General features: G+C 63.8%; 14 protein-coding genes, 2 tRNA genes and 1 pseudogene. 7 read left to right on the plus strand and 10 right to left on the minus strand.

Annotated features, from left to right (window positions below):
* Positions 1–309 precede the first annotated feature (309 nt).
* The 4 genes from ACRHIG_RS19005 to ACRHIG_RS19020 all read left to right on the plus strand — a co-directional run bounded on the left by ACRHIG_RS19005 (position 310) and on the right by ACRHIG_RS19020 (position 3,769).
* Positions 310–1,935 (plus strand): response regulator, encoded by a 1,626-nt coding sequence (locus ACRHIG_RS19005; RefSeq protein WP_489627492.1) that lies wholly within the window; start codon positions 310–312, stop codon positions 1,933–1,935.
* A gap of 110 nt (positions 1,936–2,045) precedes the next feature.
* Complete coding sequence (locus ACRHIG_RS19010) at positions 2,046–2,333, plus strand: hypothetical protein (protein ID WP_489627493.1); 288 nt, start codon at positions 2,046–2,048, stop codon at positions 2,331–2,333.
* Positions 2,326–3,225, plus strand: coding sequence for a cyanobactin maturation protease PatG family protein (locus tag ACRHIG_RS19015; RefSeq protein WP_489627494.1), 900 nt, complete (start codon positions 2,326–2,328; stop codon positions 3,223–3,225). The genes ACRHIG_RS19010 and ACRHIG_RS19015 overlap by 8 nt, the downstream gene beginning before the upstream one ends.
* A gap of 145 nt (positions 3,226–3,370) precedes the next feature.
* Positions 3,371–3,769, plus strand: coding sequence for a VOC family protein (locus tag ACRHIG_RS19020; protein WP_489627495.1), 399 nt, complete (start codon positions 3,371–3,373; stop codon positions 3,767–3,769).
* Positions 3,770–3,884: 115 nt separating this feature from the next.
* Here ACRHIG_RS19020 and ACRHIG_RS19025 read toward each other — a convergent pair whose 3' ends face one another.
* From ACRHIG_RS19025 to ACRHIG_RS19035, 3 genes are all read right to left on the minus strand, one after another.
* Positions 3,885–4,526, minus strand: a complete 642-nt coding sequence (locus ACRHIG_RS19025) for a TetR/AcrR family transcriptional regulator (RefSeq protein WP_489627496.1) — start codon at positions 4,524–4,526, stop codon at positions 3,885–3,887.
* A gap of 11 nt (positions 4,527–4,537) precedes the next feature.
* Positions 4,538–6,964 (minus strand): membrane-bound PQQ-dependent dehydrogenase, glucose/quinate/shikimate family, encoded by a 2,427-nt coding sequence (locus ACRHIG_RS19030; RefSeq protein ID WP_489627497.1) that lies wholly within the window; start codon positions 6,962–6,964, stop codon positions 4,538–4,540.
* A 285-nt stretch (positions 6,965–7,249) separates the two neighbouring features.
* Positions 7,250–8,296: an NAD(P)-dependent alcohol dehydrogenase gene (locus ACRHIG_RS19035; protein ID WP_489627498.1), complete on the minus strand. Its 1,047-nt coding sequence runs from the start codon at positions 8,294–8,296 to the stop codon at positions 7,250–7,252.
* Between the two features lie 178 nt (positions 8,297–8,474).
* On the opposite strand from ACRHIG_RS19035, the gene ACRHIG_RS19040 reads away from it, so the two are divergent.
* A complete protein-coding gene (locus tag ACRHIG_RS19040) occupies positions 8,475–9,437 on the plus strand; it encodes an AraC family transcriptional regulator (RefSeq protein WP_489627499.1) in 963 nt (320 codons plus the stop codon).
* On the opposite strand, the gene ACRHIG_RS19045 is transcribed toward ACRHIG_RS19040, so the two are convergent.
* Positions 9,419–12,991, minus strand: coding sequence for a hydantoinase B/oxoprolinase family protein (locus ACRHIG_RS19045; RefSeq protein ID WP_489627500.1), 3,573 nt, complete (start codon positions 12,989–12,991; stop codon positions 9,419–9,421). The genes ACRHIG_RS19040 and ACRHIG_RS19045 overlap by 19 nt on opposite strands.
* 130 nt (positions 12,992–13,121) lie before the next feature.
* Between ACRHIG_RS19045 and ACRHIG_RS19050 the strand changes: the two are divergent.
* Positions 13,122–14,671 (plus strand): annotated as a pseudogene (locus ACRHIG_RS19050) (NAD(P)H-hydrate dehydratase).
* 110 nt (positions 14,672–14,781) lie between these two features.
* Here the strand turns inward: ACRHIG_RS19050 and ACRHIG_RS19055 are convergent.
* Positions 14,782–15,543: an ABC transporter ATP-binding protein gene (locus tag ACRHIG_RS19055; RefSeq protein WP_489627501.1), complete on the minus strand. Its 762-nt coding sequence runs from the start codon at positions 15,541–15,543 to the stop codon at positions 14,782–14,784.
* A 55-nt stretch (positions 15,544–15,598) separates the two neighbouring features.
* Here ACRHIG_RS19055 and ACRHIG_RS19060 point away from each other — a divergent pair, with 55 nt between their 5' ends.
* Positions 15,599–16,231, plus strand: a complete 633-nt coding sequence (locus tag ACRHIG_RS19060; protein WP_489627502.1) for an arylesterase — start codon at positions 15,599–15,601, stop codon at positions 16,229–16,231.
* A gap of 69 nt (positions 16,232–16,300) precedes the next feature.
* On the opposite strand, the gene ACRHIG_RS19065 is transcribed toward ACRHIG_RS19060, so the two are convergent.
* From ACRHIG_RS19065 to lon, 5 genes are all read right to left on the minus strand, one after another.
* A complete protein-coding gene (locus ACRHIG_RS19065) occupies positions 16,301–18,226 on the minus strand; it encodes a SurA N-terminal domain-containing protein (protein ID WP_489627503.1) in 1,926 nt (641 codons plus the stop codon).
* Between the two features lie 411 nt (positions 18,227–18,637).
* A tRNA-Asp gene (locus ACRHIG_RS19070) sits at positions 18,638–18,714 on the minus strand.
* Between the two features lie 15 nt (positions 18,715–18,729).
* A tRNA-Asp gene (locus tag ACRHIG_RS19075) sits at positions 18,730–18,806 on the minus strand.
* Positions 18,807–18,931: 125 nt separating this feature from the next.
* Positions 18,932–19,204, minus strand: a complete 273-nt coding sequence (locus tag ACRHIG_RS19080) for an HU family DNA-binding protein (protein WP_010398442.1) — start codon at positions 19,202–19,204, stop codon at positions 18,932–18,934.
* A gap of 204 nt (positions 19,205–19,408) precedes the next feature.
* Complete coding sequence (gene lon, locus ACRHIG_RS19085; RefSeq protein WP_034751007.1) at positions 19,409–21,820, minus strand: endopeptidase La; 2,412 nt, start codon at positions 21,818–21,820, stop codon at positions 19,409–19,411.
* Positions 21,821–21,848 lie beyond the last annotated feature (28 nt).

Here is a 21,848-nt window from a genome sequence, read left to right on the forward strand (position 1 = left end):
GCCTTGCGCATGCCTTGCCGCGACGTGGCGCGGCATGCAACAGGTGTTGCATTTTAGAATACTATCACGGTAGTCAAGGAATGGCCGGAAAAACAGGCGCCCACACCGCAGCGAGGGGCTCGCGTGTCATGAAATACAACGCCGGACGGCGCCAGGCGTCCCTGCCCTCGCGCACCGCACCCGATTGCATGCATTTTGCTGGCAGTGTCGCCCGGCTTTGCAGTATGCTGATAAAAAACAATACTGCCAGGCAGCTACATATAAGAAGAGTTCCCGCAAATGACCGAACAGATGAACGAGAGCTGAACCATGCCAGAAACTAGCGACTTATCTGTCCTGATCGTCGACCCGAACCCCAGCATGCGGGGCAATCTGCACAATATGCTGAACCAGGCGGCCATCACCAAGGTGGAATATGCCGTCAATGCCGGCACGGCCATCCGCTTGCTGACGAAGAAACCGTTCGACATCATCCTGTGCGAATACGATCTTGGCAGCGGCACGGACGGCCAGGATGGCCAGCAATTGCTGGAAGACTTGCGCCACCACAAGCTGATCGGCCTGTGGACGATCTTCATCATGCTGACCTCCGAAGCCATCCACAGCAAGGTGATCAGCGCCGCCGAGCTGACCCCGTCCGACTACATATTAAAACCGTTCACCGTCGACGTGCTGAGCGGCCGCATCGCGCGCGCCATCGAGCGCCGCGCCGTCTTCCTGCCCACGTACCAGCTGATCGACAAGGGCGACTTGCGCGAAGCCGTGAAAAGCTGCCGCGCGGCCGAACTGCAGCACCCGCGCCTGGCGGCCGATTTTGCCCGCCTGCGCGCCGAGCTGCATATCACCCTGGGCGAATGGAAGGAAGCGGAGCAGATCTACACCGACATGCTGGCCACGCGGCCCATGGCCTGGGCCCACCTGGGCCTGGCGCGCACCCTGTTCGAACAGCAGCGCCACGAGGAGGCGCAGGACGCGCTGCTGGAGCTGGTGGAAACCTATCCCCGCTTCATGGCCGCCTACGACTTGCTGGCGCAAAACCATGTAGCCATGGGCCAGCAGCTGCAGGCCAAGAAAATCCTCGAGGATGCCGTGGCCATTTCGCCGCACATGGTGCGCCGCCTGCGCCACCTGGGCGGCATCGCCTTCGACACGGGCGACATCGGCGCGGCCGAACGGGCCTACAAGCAGGTGGTGACGAAGGCCAAGTACTCCGAATTCCGCGACCCGGAAGACCACGTCAACCTGGTCAAGACGCTGGTGAAAAAGGGCGACGCGCCGCAGGCCAGCGGCGTGCTGCGCGACATGGAGCGCTCGCTGCGCGGCGGCGCCAACGTGGAAGCGTGCCGCGCCATCTCGGCCGCCATGCTGCATGAACTCTCGGGTAACGACGTCGCCGCCGCCAGCGAACTGCAGCTGGCCGCCGCCGCCCTGGACGACGCGCGCGGCCTGTCGACCCAGCTCAAGGTGGGCCTCGTGCAAAGCTGCCTGAAGAACAACCTGGAACAGGCCGCGTCCGACGTCATGATGAAACTCGTCAACGAAGCGGACAGCGACGTGACGATGGAAGCGGCCGTGGACGTGTTTGAAAAGGCGGGACGCCATGACCTGGCGCAAGGCATGGGCCAGCAGATCAGCAACCAGGTGCAGGAACTGATGCACGAGGCGGCCAGCAAGGCGGAAAGCGGGGAACTCAAGGGCGCCGTCTTCGTGCTGCGCCAGGCCCTGCGCAAGACGCCGGGCAACCTGCCCGTGCTGTTCGCCTCCGTCGAGGCCATCTTGCGTCAGCTCAACATGCTGGGCTGGGAAGCCCCGCTGGCCGAACAGGCGCAGCACCAGATGCAGGTGATCCGCAAGATCGACCCCAGGCATCCGCAGCTCGAGTCGCTCAAGCAGCAGTATGCGGCCACGCAGCACAAGTATGGTATTGCGACCTGAACGACAACCTCGCTCAGACTGCTCTGGAACCAAGCCAGGCCCTTGCATCCGGCTCGAGCTTCGACGACATAGCGCTCATTTCGAGGGCGACGGGACTGCGCCGGCATCGATTGACCACGCAGGCGCAAGCTGCGCCGCGACAGCAACTTACCGCCCGCCGCCGGACAACTCTGCAAGCCGTGGCGTGCGCGGCGACAGTCACCGTGCCGATGGATGTGCACCAGCTGTTGACAGACTGCGAGTCGGCATGGATTGTGAAAGAAGCGAGCGAGGCGCCTGGCATGCGCGCCTTTGCCATGCGCACCCGATCCGGCGTCGGATTGCCGCCATCCCAGGCCGGGCGGCTGCGTATGCAACAGGCCGTAGCTTCATTATTGATGGAGAACATGTATGCATAATGAACAAGGAACGCCAGGCATCGGCGCATCGGCCGCGCGCGGTTTGCCGCCATCCGGCACGTCGCTGATCTATGCGCTTGGCAGGATCGGCTATGATTTCGGCACCCAGGCCCGCATGGATGCCTTTGTCCAGCAGATGGGGCCCGATCAAAGCCCGTTCAATCCCGGCCAATTGCTCAATTTCCTCGCAAAACGCGAAGTCGAAACGCGCATGCTGATCTGGACCTTGAATATCGAGCAGACGCCGCTGTACGCGATTGAACCAGGCGAGCCGTTCGCGCAAGACATTTATGCGCAGCTGGCCGCTGCGCTGGAAGGCCAGCTGAAGGAGGAAGGCGACGCCGCTTACATCGAGCGTGTCTCGCTCCCCGGCTATTTGACGGGGAAAACGGTGCGGCTGTATTCGGGCCAGGTGGTGCCTGTCGTGTCGGCGCTGGCGCGCGGGCTATATTGCTGGGACGTCAACAAGGTGATAGAGGACGCAGTCAATGCGGCGGGCGCCAACCATCCGCCGGAACAGGTGCATAAAATGCGCATCGGCCTGCGCGAGTTCCTGCACCGGATGGGCTACCACTTCCGCAACCTGGGCCTGTCGCCGTCCGAGCGGGCCATGAATTTCGCCGCCACCACCGCCGCCGCGCAGATGGCCACGGCCCTCGCACAACACCTGATTGCCGACAGTGGCAGCGGCTCCCGACAGTTGGCCAACATCGCCGTCGAGAAAAGCCCCTTATCCCGCCCGGATTCCGATTGCTGGGACGTAAGACTGGCCTTCTTTGATCCCGCAAGCAGCCGCCATGTCATGCGTATCGTCCGCTACACCATTGACGTCAGCGATGTCATGCCGGTCACGGTAGGCGAGCCGAAGTCGTGGGAGGCAGACAGCTTCTGACATCCAGCCTGGCTCAGTCGGCCAACAGTTCCGCGCGCGAGAACAACGCGGCATGTCGTGTCAGGCATAGTGGAGCAAACTTGCGCTGATAGCCGCTGTCAGATGATTTACAGTCTACGCACATCAACCTGACCAGGGAGACGCCATGAAAAAACAGATCATCCTCAACCTGCCCGTGAAGGACCTGGACAAATCCAGGGCCTTCTTTTCCGCTCTCGGCTTTACCTTCGATGCCCGCTTCAGCGGAGAGAACGCGGCATTCATGAACATCGTCGACGGCACCATCCAGGCCATGCTGACGACGGAACCCTTCTTCCAGTCCCTGATCGGCAAGCCGGTCGCGAATGCCAAGGAAGCCAATGAAGTCGTCATCTGCCTCAGTTGCGACAGCCGGGAAGAGGTGGACAGCCTGATCGCCAAGGCCGCTGCCGCCGGCGCGCGCATACCGCATCCGCCCGAGGACCATGGTTTCATGTATGACCAGGGCTTCGAGGATATCGACGGGCACCTGTGGAATCTGGTCTGGACGGCGCCGGAAGCCTGAGCCGCCGGGCCAGCTTTCAAGGCAGTGGCGTAGGTCGGATTAGCGGGGCCGCCAAGGCGCAGCGTAATCCGACAATTTGCGGACCTCGCCGCGTCGGATTACGGCCCTGCCGGGCCTAATCCGACCTACGCGCCACGCGCGCCACCACCAGCTCGATCAGTTCCGCGATCAGGGGCCGGAAGGTGGCCGCGCTGCCGCCCTGCCCCAGCATCACGGTGCGCGTGGTCAGGTGCGAAAAGACGGCGTCGAACAAAATCTGCGGCAGGTTGGATAACGAGGTGTCGGGCGCGATGCGGCCCTGGGCGCGCTGCTGCTCCAGCAGGCGCAAGATCAATGCATGCCACACTTGCGGGCCGTGCTCGTACCAGGTCTGACCCACGGCCGGCACGGCGGCCGCGCCCGTGACGACGAGGCGGTAGAAATCCGCGTGGCGGGGGCTGGTGACGACGGCCACCAGTTCATCGAGGATCAGCTGCAAGCCCTGCTCCAGGCCCGCTTGCGACGTATCGAGCTGGCGCAGCGCGATGATGAAATCGGCGCACAGGTACTCGACCACGGCCACCAGCAGTTCCTGCTTGCTGCCGAAGTAGCGGTAGGCGGTGGCTTTCGAACCGCCCGCCTCGGCCACGATGGCGTCCATGCTGACGCCGTCGTAGCCGGAGGCGAGGAAGAGGTCCGCCGCCGCCACCAGCAGCTTGCGCCGCCGCTCCTCGCTTCGGGTCGTCGGGGAAGCGGGAACGGTGCGCAACTGGGGCATGAAGCAAACTCTTACTGTGTCTTGGGAAGCGCGTATGCTATCACGTAATCCCCCCGGTCCGGGCTCTGGCGGGCGCCGCCCGCGACCACCACGACGTACTGGCGGCCCGACGTGGGCGACACATACGTCATCGGCGTGCCTTGCGAACCGACGGGCATGCGCGCCTTCCACACTTCATGGCCCGTGGCGATATCCATGGCGCGCAAATAGTAATCCTGCGTGCCCGCATAAAACACCAGGCCGGACGCCGTACTGACGCCGCCGCCCAGGGTGGGCATGCCCAGCGGGATGGGCAGGCTTGCGCGCACGCCGTGGATGACGGCATCGCGCACCGTGCCGGCCGGGCGCTCCCACACTTTCGTGCGGGTTTTCAGGTCGATGGCGGCGAACACGCCCCACGGCGGGCTTTGGCACGGTATGCCCAGCGGCGAATTGAAGGCCTTGTGGTCGATGACGAAGGGCGTGCCATCCATCGGATAAGTGCTGCCCACGCCGTGGCCCGACGTCAGCTTGGCCACGTCCACCGTCTCGCGCGGCACCAGCTTGACCACTTGCGGCATGCGGATATCGTTGACGAACATATAGCCATTGCTTTCATCGACGGCCGCGCCGCCCCAGTTGAAGCCGCCGTAGTAGCCCGGGTAGATCAGGGTTTCCCTGGTACTTGGCGCCGTGAACTCGCCCTGGTAATTGAGCTTGCGGAAGCTGATGCGGCAAGCCAGCTGGTCGAAGAAGGTGGCGCCCCACATGTCTCGCTCCGTCAGGGTTTCCGCGCCGAGGGCCGGCATGCCGGTGGAGTATGGCTGCGTCTTCGACACCCAGTCGCCGGCAGCATGCTCTTGCGGCACGGCTTTTTCGATGACTTCGGCAATCGGTTTGCCCGTGCGGCGGTCCAGCATGAAGATCTGGCCCCGCTTGGTCAGCTGCACCAGCGCGGGGATCTTGCCGCCCTTGCCGTCCGGGACGTCGTACAGGGCCGGCTGCGCGGCCACGTCGTAATCCCAGATATCGTGGTGGACGGTTTGATACGTCCAGCGCTCGCGCCCCGTGGCCATGTCGAGGGCGACGATGGCCGACGAATACTTCTCTGTCAGCGGCGGACGCTTGCCGCCCCAGAAGTCGGGCTGCTCGTTCCCCGTCGGCAGGTAGACCAGGCCCAGCGCATCATCGAACGCGGGCGCCGACCACATGTTCGGCGTGCTGCGCGTGTAGGTCTGCCCTTGCGGCGGCAGTTTGGTGATGGCCGGATTGCCCAGGTCCCAGGCCCACACCAGTTCCCCCGTGTCGGCGCTGTAGGCGCGCACGACGCCCGAGGGTTCATCGGTGGAGCGGCCATCGAAGACCCAGCCGCCCAGGATGATCAGGTTGCGCGCCACCGTGGGCGCGGACGTGTAGGCGTAGTACGGCACGTTCATCTTGACCTTGCCCAGGCCGACGGTGAGGTCGACGGAGCCCTTGTCGCCAAAACCCTCGCACTGCTTGCCCGTCTGCGCGTCGATTTCGATCAGGCGCGCATCCATGGTCACTTGCACGATGCGCTTCGCGCACGCGCCCGCCACCGGCGCGCCGGCCGCCTGCATGCCGTCGAAATGAAAGGGTTTTGTCACCTTAGCCGGCTCGTAGTAGCCCACGCCACGGCAGCGGTTCCACGTCTTGGTATTGGCCGGCTTCGGATCGAAGGTCCAGCGCTCCTTGCCCGTGTCCGCGTCGAGTGCGATGACCTTGCTCGTCGGCGTGCACGTGTAGATGGTGTCGCCGATCTGCAGCGGCGTGTTCTGCGATTCGGATGCCCCTTCGGCCAGCTCGCCCGTGCGGTAGGTCCACGCCACCTGCAGCTGGTCGACGTTCTGCCTGTCGATCTGCGTGTAAGGCGCGAAGCGCGTGCCCGACGGTCCATAGCCGTAATGCGCCCAGTTGGCGCTGCCGTCGTTGACGGCCGTCACGGCATTCTGCTGCGGCAGCGCGGCCGCCTCCGTCACGCCATGCGGCTTGAACATCGAGGCGAAACCGGCCGCCAGCACGACGGCAAACAGGGCAGCGAAACCGCGCGACTGGCCACCGTGAACACGCCCGGCCAGCCACGGATGCAGCAAGGCGGCCACCAGGCCGATGACGAGGAACGGCGCCAGGCGCGGCACCATGGGCCAGAAGGCAAAGCCGATTTCCCACACGGCCCAGATCAGTGTCGCGACGAGCAGCGCGGCGATGACGGCACTGGCCAGCGGTTTGCGGCGCAGATACAGCACGCCGGCGAGGAGCAAGCCGAGGCCGGCCGGCAGGTAATACCAGGAACCGCCCAGGGTAATGAGTTCGATGCCGCCCGCTGCCAGGGCCAGGCCGGAAAATCCGAGGAAGATGCCGAAAAACGTCAGGGCAAGCCGCTTGCCCCTGAAGACCGCCGGGATCGCCGGCGCGCCTTTATTTACTGAAGTGTCCATTTTTTATCCATGACGCCTCCCCTGCCCAGGCCAACACGCCGGGGATGGCTGGTTTTTTAAATCTACGTAGTGAAACTGTACTGTACGGTTTCATTTTATGCCGATTTTTGACGCAAGTAAAGAAAGTGACATGGGTGCTTGATTTTTGGCGGGGATGGGCAGCTGGCGGGGTTGTCGGATTACGCTCTACGAGCTAATCCGACCTACTGGACTTGTCAAATTACTCAGTGCGTAGGTTGGATTAGCGCAAAGCGCGTAATCCAACAAACACGGGCGGGCCGGTCGTTACAAAGACGCCATGTCGATCACGAAGCGGTAGCGCACATCGCTCTTGACCACGCGCTCGAACGCCTCATTGATATCCTGGATGCGGATGATCTCGATGTCCGACACGATATTGTGCTTGCCGCAGAAATCCAGCATTTCCTGGGTTTCCTTGATCGAGCCGATCATGGAGCCGGACAGGCTGCGGCGCGCGCCCACCAGGCCGAAAGCGTTCACGGGCGGCACGGCGCCGTCCGGGATGCCGACGATGACCATGTTGCCATCGACTTTCAGCAGGTTGATGTACTGGTTCCAATCGATGGATGCGCCCACCGTGCAGATAATCAGATCGAAGGAGCCGGCCAGCTTGCTGAACGTTTCCGCGTCGTTGGTGGCGTAGTAATGCTTGGCGCCCAGGCGCAGGCCGTCTTCACGCTTGGACAGGGTCTGGCTCAGCACCGTCACTTCGGCGCCCATGGCGTGGGCGATCTTGACGCCCATATGGCCCAGGCCGCCCATGCCCAGGATGGCGACCTGCTTGCCGGGGCCGGCCTTCCAGTGGTTCAGCGGCGAATACAGGGTGATGCCGGCGCACAGCAGCGGCGCGGCGGCGTCCAGCGGCAGGTTGTCGGGAATCGACAGCACATAGCCCTCCTTGACGACGATGCTGTCCGAGTAGCCGCCCTGCGTGGCCGTCTTGCCGTCCGCTTCCAGGCCGTTGTAGGTCTGGATCAGGCCTGGCATGTACTGTTCCAGGTCCACGTTGCGCGTCTTGCAGGTGGTGCAGGAATCGACGAAGCAGCCCACGCCCACGTGGTCGCCCACCTTGAACTTGCTCACATTGGCGCCGACGGCCGTGACGACGCCGGCGATTTCATGGCCGGGCACCATGGGGAAGGCGGAACCGCCCCACTCGTCGCGCGCCTGATGGATGTCGGAATGGCACACGCCGCAATATTTGATCGAGATGGCCACGTCGTCTTCGCGCGGGGCGCGGCGCTCGAACGTGAACGGTTGCAGTGCGGAAGTCGGGCCGAATGCGGCGTAGCCTTTGGCGATGGTGGTCATGAAAACTCCTGTATCTATAGGTGTGTGGCGAGGGGAACGCGTGCCATGCATGCGATTGCACAAGTGTGCCCGAGATGCCTGGTTTCCGTTACCGCGATCCTGCAAGACCTTTGCACGATCCTCCAAATCTGCGTAAGATCAGCCCCTGCCCTTCCCCATCTGACGCATACTGGCCCACATGTCCACCCTGTCCACATCACTCACACCGCAAGATGAAATCGCCGCCCTGATCATCCGCCACGCGCCGCGCACGGGCGACTTCACGACGGCCATCGGCAATCTGACGTTTCATCGCCAGTCGTCCGTCACGGAATCGCTGTTCCATGCGGCGCGCCCCAGCGTGGCCATCATCGCGCAGGGCGCGAAGGACGTCACATTGGGAAGCGAAACCTTTCATTACAGCCGCATGCAGTATCTGCTGACGTCCGTCGACCTGCCCGTGCAGGTGCGCGTGGTGGAAGCGAGCGTGGAGCAGCCGCACCTGTGCGTGGTGCTGGGCATCGACATCGCCGACGTGGCGGCGCTGCTCGACAGCGAAAGCGCCAGCGGCGCAGCCGGCGCGGCGCAGCAGAAAATCCTGCCCGCCACGCGCGGCATCTCCGTCAGCGACGTCTCGCCCGAGCTGCTCGACGCCATGCTGCGCCTCGTGCGCCTGCTCGACAAACCGGAGGACATCGCCGCGCTGGCGCCCCTGATCCGCCGCGAGCTGACCTACCGCCTGCTCAATGGCCCCGTGGGCGCGCGCCTGCGCCACATGGCGCTGGCCAGCAGCCAGTCGCACCAGGTGGCGCAAGCCATCGACTGGATCCGGCACCATTACGCGCAGCCGCTGCGCATCGAGCACCTGGCCGGCATGGCGAACATGAGCATGTCCTCGCTGCACCACCACTTCAAGGCCATCACCGCCATGACGCCGATGCAGTACCAGAAGCTGCTGCGCCTGCAGGAAGCACGGCGCCTCATGCTGGTCGAACAGATCGACGCCGGCACGGCCGGCTACCGGGTCGGCTACGCCAGCGAATCGCAGTTCAGCCGCGAATACAGCCGCCAGTTCGGCCGCGCGCCCATGCGCGACGTGGGCCAGGTGCGCGCGCAACTGAGCGGCGCCAGTGCTGACCTGGCCTATTCCGTCTTGCCGTAACCGCCGCCGCCCGGCGTCTCGATGACGAACACGTCGCCAGGCCGCATGGCGGTCTTGCCGATATGCGCCAGCTGCTCCACCGTGCCGTCCGCGCGCTCGACGTAGTTGCGCCCCAAGGCGCCCGCCTCGCCGCCGTCCATGCCGAACGGCGGGACGATGCGGTTGTTCGACAGGATGGCCGCCGTCATCGGTTCCAGAAAGCGCACCCGGCGCACGCCGCCATTGCCGCCCTGCCAGCGCCCCGCCCCGCCCGAACCGGCACGGATGCTGTAGCTGTCCAGCCGCACGGGGAAACGCCACTCGAGGATTTCCGGGTCCGTCAGGCGCGAATTGGTCATGTTCGTCTGCACCACGTCCGTGCCATCGAAGCCGGGACCGGCGCCCGAGCCACCCGATATCGTCTCGTAGTACTGGTACTTGGCGCTGCCGAACGTGAAATTATTCATCGTGCCCTGCGAGGCGGCCATCGCGCCCAGCGCGCCGTACAGGGCATTCGTGATGCAGGTCGAGGTTTCCACGTTGCCCGAGACGACGGAGGCCGGATACTGTGGGTTGAGCATGGAGCCGGGCGGGATGATCACGGTCAAAGGCTTCAGACAGCCCGCGTTCAGCGGTATCTCGTCGTCGACCAGGGTGCGGAACACGTACAGCACGGCCGCCATGCAGACGGCGGACGGCGCATTGAAATTGTTCGGCAGCTGGGCGGACGTTCCCGTAAAGTCGATGACGGCGCTGCGCTGCGCCACGTCCACCTTGATCGCCACCTGGATGCGCGCGCCGTTGTCCAGGTCCAGCGCGTAGCTGCCATCCTTCAAAGTGGTGATGACCCGGCGCACGGCTTCCTCGGCGTTGTCCTGCACGTGGCCCATGTAGGCTTGCACGACCTCGATGCCGAAATGCGCGACCATGTTATGCAGTTCGTCGGCCCCCTTCTGGTTGGCCGCCACCTGGGCGCGCAGGTCGGCCACGTTCTGCTGCGGGTTGCGCGCCGGCCAGCTGGCCCCCGCCAGCAGGGCCAGGGTGTCGTCTTCGCGCATCGCCCCCGTGGCGCCGTCGACCAGCTTGAAATTGTCGATCAGGACGCCCTCTTCCTCGATGCGCGTGGAATCGGGCGGCATGGAACCGGGCGTCGTGCCGCCGATGTCCGCATGGTGGCCGCGCGAGCCGACATAGAACAGGATGGCCCCGCCGTTTTCATCGAAGACGGGAGAAATGACCGTCACGTCGGGCAGATGCGTGCCGCCGTGGTAGGGGTCGTTCAGCATGAAGACGTCGCCGGGCCGCATGGCGCCCGCATTGCGCGTCATGACGGTGCGGATGCTCTCGCCCATGGAACCGAGGTGCACGGGCATGTGCGGCGCGTTGGCGATCAGCTGGCCTTGGGCGTCGAAGATGGCGCAGCTGAAATCGAGCCGCTCCTTGATGTTGACGGAATGGGCCGTATTCTGCAGGCGCAGGCCCATCTGCTCGGCGATCGACATGAACAGATTATTGAAAATTTCCAGCATCACGGGGTCGGCATTGGTCCCGATGGCGACACGCTCCGGCACGGCGACGACTCTGCGCAAGATCAAATGGCCGTGCGCCGTCACCTCCGCGCGCCAGCCCGGTTCGATGACGGTGGTCGCATTGGCGTCGCTGACGATGGCCGGGCCGTCGATAGTATCGCCGGGACGCAGGCTGTCCGCCCCATACAGGCCGCTGTCGCGCCAGGTGCCGGCGCAGTACATGGCCACCGTCTGCACGGGCGCCAGAGCGCCTTCACGGGGCGCATACGCGGGCGCGGCCGGTTCCGGCGCATCGGACGCGCCGATGGCTTCCACGGAAATGGCTTCGACGATCAGGGCGCGCGCCGGCATCAGAAAGGAAAAGCGTTTTTTATACGCCGCTTCGAATTGCGCCTGCATGCCGGCCAGCGTATCGAACAGCACGACGAGGGCCGAATCCGTGCCTTCGTAGCGCAGATGCACGCGTTGCACGAGCGCGATGCGGTCAAGCTCCACGCCCTGGCGCAGCAAGTCATCTCTCGCCTGCGCTCCCAAGGTCTCGAATTGGCACGCTAGGTCGCTGCCCAGCCTGGCCTCGATGGCCTGTTCGCGCATGGCGCTCTGGTCGGCCAGGCCCATGCCGTAGGCCGACATCACGCCCGCCAGGCTGTGGATGAAGACCGTGCGCATGCCCAGCGCATCGGCCACCAGGCAGGCATGCTGGCCGCCCGCGCCGCCAAAGCTGGTGAGCGTATAGTCGGTGACGTCGTGGCCGCGCTGCACGGAAATCTGCTTGATGGCGTTGGCCATATTGCCCACGGCGATGGCGACGTAGCCTTCGGCCACCTGCTCCGGGGTCGAATTCACCGTGCGCGCCAGCGCTTCGAACTGGGCGCGCACCGTGGCCGCATCCAGCGCTTCATCGGCGCCGGGACCGAAGACGCGGGGGAAGAAGGCGGGCTGCAGTTTACCCAGCATGACGTTGCAGTCGGTGACGGCCAGCGGGCCGCCGCGCCGGTAGCTGGCGGGGCCGGGGTTGGCGCCCGCGCTGTCCGGCCCCACCTTGTAGCGGGCGCCGTCGAAATGCAGGATGGAGCCGCCGCCCGCCGCCACCGTGTGGATGCTCATCATGGGGGCGCGCATGCGCACGCCGGCGATCTGCGTCTCGAACACGCGCTCGAACTCGCCCGCATAATGCGACACGTCGGTGGACGTGCCGCCCATGTCGAAGCCGATGACCTTGTCGAAACCGGCCAGCGCGCTGGCGCGCACCATGCCGACGATGCCGCCGGCGGGGCCGGACAAAATGCTGTCCTTGCCCTGGAAGGCGCGCGCATCCGTCAAGCCGCCGTTCGACTGCATGAATTGCAGGTGCACGCCGGGCAGCTCCATCGCCAGCTGGTCGACATAGCGGCGCAGGATCGGCGACAGATAGGCGTCGACCACGGTGGTGTCGCCGCGCGCCACCAGTTTCATCATGGGGCTGACCTCGTGCGACACGGACACCTGCGTAAAACCGGCCTCGCGCGCCAGCTGCGCCAGCCGCGCCTCGTGCGCGTGATGGCGGTAGCCGTGCATCAGCACGATGGCGATGGCGCGCACGCCGCGCGCATGCGCGTGTGCCAGCGCGGCGCGCGCGGACGCCTCGTCGAGCGGCGCGACCACCTCGCCATGCGCGCCCACACGTTCATCGATCTCGATCACGTCGCCATACAGCAGTTCCGGCAGGATGATCTGGCGCGCGAACAGCTGCGGGCGGTTCTGGTAGGCGATGCGCAGCGCGTCGCGAAAACCGCGCGTGATGGCCAGCACGGTCGGCTCGCCCTTGCGTTCGAGCAGCGCATTGGTCGCCACCGTCGTGCCCATCTTGATGGCGCCCACCTGCTCCACGGGCAGGGGCGCGCCGGGCGCAAGGCCCATCAGCTGGCGCATGCCGGCCAGCGCCGCGTCGCGGTACTGGCCCGGATTCTCCGACAGCAGCTTGTGCGTGGCCAGGCTGCCGTCAGGACGGCGCGCCACGATGTCCGTAAAGGTGCCGCCCCGGTCGATCCAGAATTGCCAGTCCATCGTCCTGCCCCCGTGCTTATGTGAGATGGCTATTGTAGCCGCCAAACAGGGACGCGTTTCAGGCGTGCGCGCCTTGCCTTTCACCCGCTTCGGCCTTATGTTGAAGGCATGCTGACTAACGGAACACCCCATGACCCCGATCGACTCTGCCGGTAGCACCCTTGCGCTGTACTCCATCGCCGAACTGCGCGCCATCGAACAAGCGGCCCTGCGCGACCTGCCGCAAGGGCTGCTGATGCAGCGCGCGGGCCAGGCCGCCGCCAGCGCCGCCCTGAAGCTGCTGCACGCGCAGGAAGACGGCGACGCGGGCCACCGGCGCGTGCTGGTGCTGGCCGGCCCCGGCGACAATGGCGGCGATGCGCTGGAAGCGGCCGCGCACCTGGCCGGCAGCGGCCTCGAGGTGCTCGTCTGGCTGGCGCCCGAAGCACCGGCCACGTCGCCCGAACGCGAACAGGCCCTGAGCCGCGCCCGCAACAGCGCGGCGCGCTGCATGGAAGCGACGACCAGCATGGCCTCGGCCGCCGTGGGCGCCGCGCCGTGGGACCTCGTGATCGATGGCCTGTTCGGCATCGGCGCGTCGCGCCCCTTGGACGGCGAATGCCGCGACATGGCGCAGCTGGTCAACAATCTCGATTGTCCCGTGCTGGCGCTCGACGTTCCCAGCGGCCTGCACGCGGACACGGGCGCCGTCGACGGCATCGCCATCCGCGCCACGCAGACGCTCACCTTCATCGGCGACAAGCCGGGCCTGCACACGGCGAACGGCCGCGACTACGCGGGCGAAGTGGAGGTGGCGGCGCTGGCCATCGACCCTTCCCTGCTGCCGCCCGCCAGGGCCAGCTGGGCGGCCTGCACCTGTTCGCGCGCCAGTTGCAGCCGCGCCGGCAGAATACGCACAAGGGCAGCTATGGCAGCGTGGCCATCATCGGCGGCGCGCAAGGCATGGCCGGCGCGCCCATCCTGGCGGCCCGCACGGCCCTGCATGCGGGCGCGGGAAGAGTGTATATCGCGTTTCCCGACGCACCGCCCGCCTTCGACAGCGGCCAGCCTGAACTGATGTGCCGCCGCGCCCAGGACGTGGATTTCTCGGGCCTGCACTTTGCCGCGCTGGTAGCCGGGCCGGGCCTGGGCGACGACGCCGATACGGTGGAACTGCTGCAGCGGGCCATTGACAGCGACAGCCCCCTGCTGCTGGACGCGGACGCGCTGAACCTGATGGCGGCCGAGCCGGAGCTGCAATCGGCGCTGGCCGTGCGCACGGGTGCGGGCGCGACGATTTTGACGCCGCATCCGCTGGAAGCGGCGCGGCTGCTCGACATGACGGTGGCCGAGGTGCAGGCCGACCGCCTGGGCGCGGCGCGCCAGCTGGCCACGCAGCTGGGCGTCATCGTAATATTGAAGGGTTCCGGCACGGTCATCGCCGCACCCGATGGCCAGGTGGTCGTCAACAACACGGGCGGCCCCGCGCTGGCGACGGCCGGCACGGGCGATGTATTGTCCGGCCTGTGCGGCAGCCTGCTGGCCCAGGGCTGGCCGGAATGGGAAGCGGCGCTTGGCGCCGTCTGGCTGCACGGCGCGGCGGCCGATGCGCTGGTGGCGGCAGGCAGCGGCCCCATCGGCTTGACGGCGGGGGAATTGATCCCGGCAATACGCAGCTTGATCAATGCCTTGTCGGCATAGGTAGGCGGTGCGGTGGTGTTGGATTACGCTGCGCTAATCCAACCTACGGCCCGGAGGTCGGGTAAGTCAGATTAGCGCGCAGCGCGTAATCCGACAATCACCACCAGCAATCACACCAGCCTGCCCGCCGAAATCGTGATGGTGCGCCCGCAACGGGCCGCGATCGAGCTGTCGTGCGTGACCAGCACCAGGGTCGAACCCCGTTCGCGGTTCAGCTCGAACATCAGCTGGATCACGGCCTCGCCCGTGGCGGCGTCCAGGCTGCCCGTCGGCTCGTCGGCGAACAGCAGCGGCGGCTCCGTCACAAACGCGCGCGCCAGCGCCACGCGCTGCTGCTCGCCGCCGGACAGGTATTTCGGATAGTGTTTCAGGCGGCTGCCCAGGTTGACCCTGCCCAGCATGGCTTGCGCCTTTTCCTTCGCCTGCGGGTCGCCCCGCAATTCCAGCGGCAGCATGACGTTTTCCAGCGCCGTCAGGTGGGCCAGCAGCTGGAACGACTGGAACACGAAACCGAGCTTTTCCTTGCGGAAACCGGCGCGGCCGTCTTCGTCGAGGGCGAAGATATCGGTGCCGTCAAGCACCACCTTGCCGTCGCTGGGCGTGTCCAGTCCCGCCAGCAAGCCGAGCAACGTCGACTTGCCGGAACCGGAGGCGCCGACGATGGCCAGCGTCTCCGCCGTTTGCACGGTAAAATCGACTTGATGCAGGATGGTCAGCTCACCATCGGCATCGGGTACGCGCTTGGCCAGCTGGACCACTTCGATGGCCGGCCGGGCATTTTGGCTGTTTTGACTGTTGAGTGCGGCGGGCCGCCGGGCCGCTGCTTCTGATGGAAGAAAACTGGTGGAAGTCGCTTTAGGGAATTCGGGCATGCTGATCTATCTTAAAAAATTTCGTGAACAAATAAGTGTCAAGGGCGGCAGCCGCATGCGGCGGCGCACGCTGTCCCTGCTTCCTGCGGCAGCCCTGCTGCTGGTGTCAGGCATGGCGAATGCCTATTCTGCACCAAAAACGCTGCTGGTGCTCGGCGATAGTCTCTCGGCCGAGTATGGGCTGGCACGCGGTACTGGCTGGGTGGCGCTGCTGGAACAGCGGCTGCAAGCGCAAAAGAACGACACGCGCATCGTCAACGCCAGCATCAGCGGCGAGACCACCAGCGGCGGCCGCGCGCGCCTGCCCGCCCTGCTGGCCAAGCACCAGCCCGACGTCGTGCTGATAGAACTGGGCGCCAACGACGGCTTGCGCGGCTTGCCCGTGGCGGCCGCCGAAGCGAATCTGCGCGCCATGGGCGACGCCGTGAAAAAGACGGGGGCGCAGGTGGTGCTGGTGGGCATGCGCATGCCGCCCAACTATGGCCGCGCCTATGGCGAGCAGTTTTATGGCGTGTACGGCAAGCTGGCGAAGGAATGGAAGGCGCCGCTGGTGCCCTTCATGTTCGAAGGCATCGCCGACCAGCCGCAGCTGTTCCAGGCCGACCGCATGCATCCGAACGCGCAGGCGCACCCGACCATTTTGAAAAACATCTGGCCGCAACTGGCGCCGTTGCTGAAAGCCAAGTAAGTCCACAAATTCTGCAGACAAAAAAATAGCCGCTCGAAAGCGGCTATTTTTATGCGTGGAAACTAAATCTTACGGCGCTTCCGGCGCGGCGGCGACTGGGGCGGTGACCGGCTTGACGATCTTCACCTTGGCCTTGGCTTTCAGGTATTCGACGTAATCGAACATTTCCTGTTGTGCCAGGATGCCGCTGATCTGGTCTTTCTCTTGCTGGCGCCGCGCCGCGTCCACTTGGGCCGGCTGCTGCACCTTGGCGATGCGGTAGATGCCGTAGCCCAGGGCTGGCAGGTCCACGCCCACATAGGCTGGCAGCTTGCTCGTGTCCGCTTTCATGACTTGCGCGATGGCGGCGCGGTTGATGCCGTCCAGCTTGCTGCGCGATACCCATTGGGCTGCGCCGAAACCGCTCGCATCACCCGAGGCTTTCAAGGCGGCCAGCTTGGTCTCGCCCGCTTTCTTGGCCAGCTTTTCCGCTTCTTCCATGGTCACGCGTTGACGGATCATCGCTTCGACTTCGGCCAGCGGACGCTTCGAGGCTGGCTTGAATTCCACCACGCGGCCGGCGATCAGCACGTTCGGCGCGACGGTGACGGCTTCCGTGTTGCGCTTGTCTTTCAGCGAGTCGTTCGAGAAGATGGCGGTCAGGAACTTGGCATTGTTGAACGGCGCCTTGCCCAGTGCCGGCGACGGCGTGCGCGACAGGTTGGCGACGGTTTCCACTTTCAGCTTCAGCTTGTCGGCCACCGGCTTCAGGCTGTCCGATTGCTCGTAGACCGTGTTGGTGAACGTTTCCGCCATTTCCGAGTATTTCTTGGCAGCGAATTGCTTGCGCAGATCGGCCGTGATTTCGCCCCGTACTTCATCGAGCGCACGCACGTGCTGCGGCTTGAGCGAGGTGACGGTCAGGATGTGGTAACCAAAATCGGAAGCGACGACGTCGCTGATTTCACCTTGCTTGAGTTTGCTGACGGCGCTCAGCAGCGGTGCCGGCAAGCCATCCTTGCCGATCACGCCCAGGTCGCCGCCCTGCTCGGCGGACGCCGGGTCTTCCGACTTGGCCTTGGCTACGGCGGCAAAGCTGGCAGGCGTTTTGCGCACCTCAGCCAGGATGGCTTCCGCCTTGGCCTTGGCGGCTGCCTTGTCGGCGGCCGAGGCGTCTTTCTTGACGGCTACCAGGATGTGGCTAGCCTGGCGCGCTTCTTCCGTCGTGTAGGCTTTCTGGTTCTTCGCGTAGTAGGCGGTTACGTCGGCGTCGCTGACGTCGACTTGCTCGCCGGCAGCGCTGTCGTCGAGCACGACGTATTCGACCTTGGCTTGTTCCGGGATTTCGAAGAACTTGCTGTTCTTGTCATAGAAAGCCTTGATCATGGCGTCCGTCACTTTGACTTCCGGCACGTACTGGGCGATCGGCAACAGCAGTTCCTGCACTTCGCGCTCTTCCGAGGTGATGTCGGACAGGCGCTTGGAGACGGTGTTCGGCGCGAAGGCGGTGCCTTGCACGGCGCCGGCCAGTTGCTGCAGGGCCAGGTCGCTGCGGCGGCGCGCATCGTACATCTGCGGCGTCATGCCTTGGGCGGCCAGCATGGCCTTGTAGCGTTCCAGATCGAATTTACCGTCCGGCAAGGTCAAGCCTGGAATTTCCAGCACTTCCTTTTGCAGCACGGCATCGCTGATGACCAGGTGGCTACGGCCCACTTCGGCGGCCACGGCGCGCTCGGCGATCAGGTTGTCGAGGATGCTCTGGCGCGCTTCCGGCGTATCGAACATTTTCTGGTCGAACTGCTCGCCCATCATCTGGCGGTAGCGGTCGATCTGCTGGCGTTGCGCTTCTTCATATTGCTGCTGCGTAACGACCTGGTCGCCGACCTTGGCGATGGTGTTCGCGCCGTCGCCGAAGCTTTGGTAGCCGCTGATACCGACCAGTGCAAAAGACGGGACGATGACCAGCATCAAGAGAAACTGCATCAAGCGTCGATGGGTACGAATAAATTCAAACATGGTCAGCCAATTCGGGATGAGTGGATCACTATAAAAAAAGGCGAACATGCGTTCGCCTTGATTTCTTCGGCGGAATGGACGGGACAGATGTCCACTTCCCCTTTAGATTCAACAACTTGGCGCTGGAACTAAAGCAGGATTCTGACGCCCAAGCCATTATCTCCTGATTCTACAATGCCCATAGCGCTATAGCAAGAGTAAATCAGGGCGCGCGCCCTGCCCCGGCGCCGCATGGACGGCAAGGCGCCGGCCCCGTGCATTTAACCGGGCGCAGCTTAAAGCGGATTTAAACGCAGGCTTTTTTTATTCAAAACGGCGGGACGGGATTTTAAAAGCAGACGCGCCGGGATAATCTGGCGCTGAAAAAGAAAAACCCGCGCTACTTATTCAGCAGCGCGGGCTTCTATATTCTGGCGGAGCGGACGGGACTCGAACCCGCGACCCCCGACGTGACAGGCCGGTATTCTAACCAACTGAACTACCACTCCTTGAGAGCGTATTTTTGGCGGAGCGGACGGGACTCGAACCCGCGACCTCCGACGTGACAGGCCGGCATTCTAACCAACTGAACTACCACTCCGAAAAATACACAGTACTGCTTGCATCTGTATTCAAGGTTGCGATTCGCAGAACTTCAACCTTGAAATCGCGGCACCCGGAGGCGCCGCCAAATGTTTCCGGTGATTGTCACCTCACCGAAGTCCGTTAGTTTACAGCATCCTTCAAAGCTTTACCAGCTTTAAATTTTGGAACTTTTGCTGCTTCGATCGTGATCGCTTCTTTGGTACGCGGATTGCGGCCGGTACGCTCAGCGCGTTCGCTGACCGAGAAAGTGCCAAAACCAACCAGCGTCACGCTGTCGTTGTTTTTCAAAGTTTCCGTCACGCCGCCGATAACAGCGTCGAGTGCGCGCGCAGCGGCGGCTTTGGAAATGTCAGCTTTTTCAGCAATGTGGTCGATCAATTCAGTCTTGTTCACTAGCATCCCCAATTACAAAGGTATAAAACGTTTACCGTATCGTTGCGGCACTTTTGGCACCACAGCTGTCCGGCGAAAAAAATGTGCAGGCGTATTAAACAAGCCACACTGTATATGTGTCAAGCGCTTTGGGGGCGCAATTCACGTTTCAATATAAAACAAGCGCTCTAAAAGCGCTTGTTTGGGGAAAACAGGGGTAAAACGTTAGTGTTTTACTACCTCGCCGGCCGCGTCAGGCTTGGCCGCGGCGGCCGTGACAGCCTCCACCGCAGCGACGTCCGCCAACGCTTCAGGCATGCGTTCGAGGGCGATTTCCAGCACTTTGTCAATCCAGCGCACGGGCACGATCTCCAGTTTGTTCTTGACGTTGTCCGGAATGTCGGCCAGGTCTTTCACATTCTGCTCGGGAATCAGGACCGTCTTGATGCCGCCGCGATGGGCCGCCAGCAGCTTTTCCTTCAGGCCGCCGATCGGCAGCACTTCGCCGCGCAAGGTGATCTCGCCCGTCATCGCCACGTCGGCGCGCACGGGGATGCCCGTGAAGACCGACACCATCGCCACCGTCATGGCCGCGCCAGCCGAAGGACCGTCCTTCGGTGTCGCGCCTTCCGGCACGTGGATATGGATGTCGCTCTTCTCGAACACGTCCGCCTTGATGCCCAGGCGCTGTGCCCGGCTGCGCACCACCGTGCGGGCCGCCTCGATCGACTCTTTCATGACGTCGCCCAACGTACCCGTGCGGATGATGCCGCCCTTGCCCGGCATCGACACGGCTTCGATGGTCAGCAGATCGCCGCCCACTTCCGTCCATGCCAGACCGACCACCTGGCCCACCTGGTTTTCTTTCTCTGCGACACCGAAATCGTAGCGGCGCACGCCGAGGAACTTGTCCAGGTTCTTCGAGTTGACGATGACTTTCTTGTCGGATTTCTTCAGCAGCAGCATCTTGACCACCTTGCGGCAGATCTTCGACACTTCACGCTCGAGCGAACGCACACCGGCTTCCCGCGTGTAGTAGCGGATGATGTCGCGCAGGGCCGACTCGGCCACCGAGATTTCCTCTTCCTTCAAGCCATTGTTCTTGATCTGCTTCGGCAGCAGGTAACGCTGCGCGATGCTGGTCTTTTCATCTTCCGTGTAACCGGACAGACGGATCACTTCCATGCGGTCGAGCAAGGCTGGCGGGATGTTGTACGAGTTCGACGTGGCCACGAACATCACGTCGGAGAGGTCGAAATCGACTTCGATGTAATGGTCGGAGAACGTGTGGTTCTGTTCCGGGTCTAACACTTCCAGCAGGGCCGACGATGGATCGCCACGGAAATCGGCGCCCATCTTGTCGACTTCGTCGAGCAGGAACAAAGGATTGCGCACGCCGACTTTCGACAGCGATTGCAATATCTTGCCCGGCATCGAGCCGATGTAGGTGCGGCGGTGCCCGCGGATCTCGGCTTCGTCGCGCACGCCGCCCAGGGCCATGCGCACGAACTTGCGGTTCGTCGCGCGGGCGATGGACTGCCCCAGCGAGGTCTTGCCCACGCCCGGAGGGCCGACGAAGCACAGGATAGGCGCTTTGAGCTTGTCGACGCGCTGTTGCACCGCGAGGTATTCCAGGATGCGTTCCTTGACCTTGTCGAGGCCGTAGTGGTCGCCTTCGAGCACTTTTTCCGCATTCGACAAGTCGTTATTGACCTTGGATTTCTTTTTCCAAGGCAAGTTGACGAGGGTGTCGATGTAGTTGCGCACGACGGTGGCTTCGGCCGACATCGGCGACATCAGTTTCAGCTTCTTCAGCTCGTTGGTGGCCTTGTCGAGCGCTTCCTTCGGCATCTTGGCCGAAGCGACTTTTTTCTCCAGCTCGTCGAGGTCGGCGCCATCCTCGCCCTCGCCCAGTTCTTTCTGGATCGCCTTGACTTGCTCGTTCAGGTAGTACTCGCGCTGCGACTTTTCCATCTGGCGCTTGACGCGGCCGCGGATGCGCTTTTCCACCTGCAGGATGTCGAGCTCGCCTTCGAGCTGGCCCAGCAGGTGCTCAAGGCGCTTGGCCACGCTGAAAATTTCCAGGATGACTTGTTTTTGCTCCAGCTTCAGGGGCAGATGCGCGGCCACCGTGTCGGCCAGGCGGCCGGCATCGTCGATGCCCGACAGCGATGCCAGGATTTCCGGCGGGATCTTTTTGTTCAGTTTGACGTACTGGTCGAACTGCTGCACGATCGCGCGGCGCATGGCTTCGACTTCCGACTCGTCGCCCGGCTCGGACTCGAGCGGCGTCAGGTCGGCGATGAAGTGCGTCGGCGCATCGCTGATGTGGTTGATACGGGCACGCTGCGCGCCTTCGACCAGCACCTTGACGGTGCCATCGGGCAGCTTCAGCATTTGCAGAATATTGGCAACGCAGCCAATTTCATAGATATCCGAAGGAGACGGCTCGTCCTTCGCGGCTGCTTTTTGAGCGGCAAGCATGATGCTCTTGCCCTGCTCCATCGCAGCTTCCAGCGCCTTGATCGACTTTGGACGGCCAACGAACAGCGGTATCACCATATGCGGGAAAACGACGACATCCCGCAACGGCAATAACGGCAGTTGAGTTTGCTCAGTTAATTTGGAAGTTGTCATGGCGTACCTTATAGAAAGCGTGTTTACG

This window comes from Janthinobacterium sp. C22, from assembly GCF_057919405.1.